The 2,284-nt window shown below is 62.9% G+C and carries 1 protein-coding gene; it reads right to left on the bottom strand.

Annotated features, from left to right (window positions below; genetic code table 11):
* Window positions 1–268: 268 nt before the first annotated feature.
* Window positions 269–2,005: an adenylate/guanylate cyclase domain-containing protein gene (locus tag JQ567_RS37875; protein ID WP_212443528.1), complete on the bottom strand. Its 1,737-nt coding sequence runs from the start codon at window positions 2,003–2,005 to the stop codon at window positions 269–271.
* Between the last annotated feature and the right edge of the window lie 279 nt (window positions 2,006–2,284).

The raw sequence follows: 2,284 nt of genomic DNA, 5'->3' as shown, positions 1-2,284 counted from the left end.
GTGTGCGCATTTTTCTGTGCAAATTGCACACGGGACCGCGGGTGCAGCGCGCACCCGGTCTTCCCTGCGCCCTCTCATTTCGAGGGCAAGGAACTTCAGGCAAAGCTCGGGCGCAGTGCGTCGCGAGAACGCGAAACCATATCCACCCATAACCACAGGGAGAAGTTTTGCGAAAGGTCTTTGCTACCGAGCCTTTATCGAGAGATCACGCGGTATGGGTCCCCGCGTTCGCGGGGACGACCAGAGGGTTGGGCGGCAGTCACCGCAATCACGCCGCGACGGGCTCCACATCGTCGATCAGCGCCGACAATTCCCTCGCATCCGAAACGCTCCGCACGATCATCGGCTCGTTGCGGCCGCGGATCTCGACTTCATGTTGCGGCAGCGCGTCGGCGGATAGGCCTGCGGCGGCGCGAACCTCGTCCGAGATCACCACCTCGCAGGAAAGGCTCTTGGTCATGTCCTGCAGGCGTGCGGCGACATTGACGGGATCGCCGAGCGCGGTGAACACCATATGGTCGCGGTAGCCGATGTCGCCGACGATCACCTCGCCGCCATTGATGCCGATACCGAAACGGATCGGTTCGCGCAGATCATGTTCCAGAAACTTGTTCACCTCGTCGACATTGGCGGCGATCATGGCGGCGGCCCGCAGCGCCTGACGGCAGGCCTCCGCTTGGTTCACGGCAAGCCCGAACAGCGCCAGCATGCCGTCGCCGACGAACTGGTTCGGCCGGCCGCCGCATTCGATCACCGCCTGCGACACCGCGCCGAGGAATCGATTGACGATGAAGACGGTGTCGAAGGGCAGGCGCTTTTCCGCAAGCTTGGTCGAGCCGCGCATGTCCACGAACATGCTGACGAGATACCGCTCCTGGCCGATTCTGGTCGGACTCGACGACGGCGCGTCGGCCGACATGGTGTGCGGCAGGAAGAGCTGGAAGAAGGAGAGGTCGTTTGCCGGCCGCAACTGACAGGCGAGGCGGATCGACGGATCCGACGTGCCGACGCGGCTGAGCACGAAGGCCTCGCGCTGCGAGGGCGCGGGCAGGTCGTGGCAGTCTCCGATGATGCGGATGCGACAGGTGGAGCAGCGCGCGCGGCCGCCGCACACGCTGGCGTGCGGCACGTTGTTGCGCAGGCTGGCCTCGAGCACGCTGAGCCCTTTCGGCACCCGGACCGTTCGGCCGTTGCCATAGGACAGGTTGATCATGCCGCCGCGGCGCTCGTGGATGGCGCGCGCGCCTTTTGCCAGCAGGACAATAACGAGCAGGCCCCAATAGCCGATCAGAAGATAGTTCGTGATATCGTTCAACACGGCCTTTTCAGCCGATGTCCCGATCTGGGATGGTTTGAGATTCTCCGCCCGCCATTCGACGCTGTCGCTGTCGACGACGATGCGTCCGCCCTGATAGAGGCCGAGCATGGCAAGCGTCGGAATCAGCACCGCGATGGCCAGCAGATAGGGCGCGGCGGTCTTGTAGAACGCCTTCATGCGCAGCCACAAATACAGACCGATGCAGCCGTGCGTCCAGGAAATCACCAGAACCGCAAACAGCATCCACATTTTGAGCGGCGGCCATGAAATCCAGTACGCAAAGAATACCTGCGGGTAGAGTATTTCGAGGCCGTACAGCGAATGGCCGAGCCTCACGCCGATCACGTGGGTGATGATCATCGCGGGAATGCTGAGGCCCAGCACAAGCTGCAGCGGCTCGATTGCCTTCCAGCGGAATTGCCGGCGCTCGTACAGCGCCCAGAGGCCGAGCCCGGTGTGAATGAGGCAGGCCGCATAGAACACCAGCGTGACCGGCAGAGAATGCCAGAACAGCGTGTGCCAATAGACGCCGCTGGCCAGGGCCTCCATCGAGATATTGCCGAGCGCGTGGTTGACGAAATGGCTGACCAGATAGGCAAACAGCACCACGCCGCTGGCCAGACGGATTTGCCGCAGGCTGGTGCCGCGCAGGGTGGCGGTGATTTGTTTCCGGGACAGGGATGCCATGCGGTCCATAGGATGAGTAATAGCGATGATAGTGCTTAACTTCTTCGACCGATACCTTCCGGCGTCGTCCCGGCCTAGTGCGCCATTGCGCACGGGGGCCGGGACCCATACTCCGCGGCCCATCGATGGGCGCCGAGGCCGGAGTCATTTTCCTTACCACAATTGGTGGCTATGGGCCCCGGTCCCCGTGGGCAATTGCGCACTAGGTGGTGTGGACACTAGCGCATCCAGAGGACAATGGCTGCGAGAGTGACGACGGCCCGGTAATTGCGGGCCGTT

Origin of the sequence: Bradyrhizobium sp. AUGA SZCCT0431 (assembly GCF_018131065.1) — a bacterium.
Lineage (GTDB): Bacteria > Pseudomonadota > Alphaproteobacteria > Rhizobiales > Xanthobacteraceae > Bradyrhizobium.
Note: the sequence above shows the minus strand (reverse complement) of the source record. Positions and strands in the feature narration are given on the sequence as shown.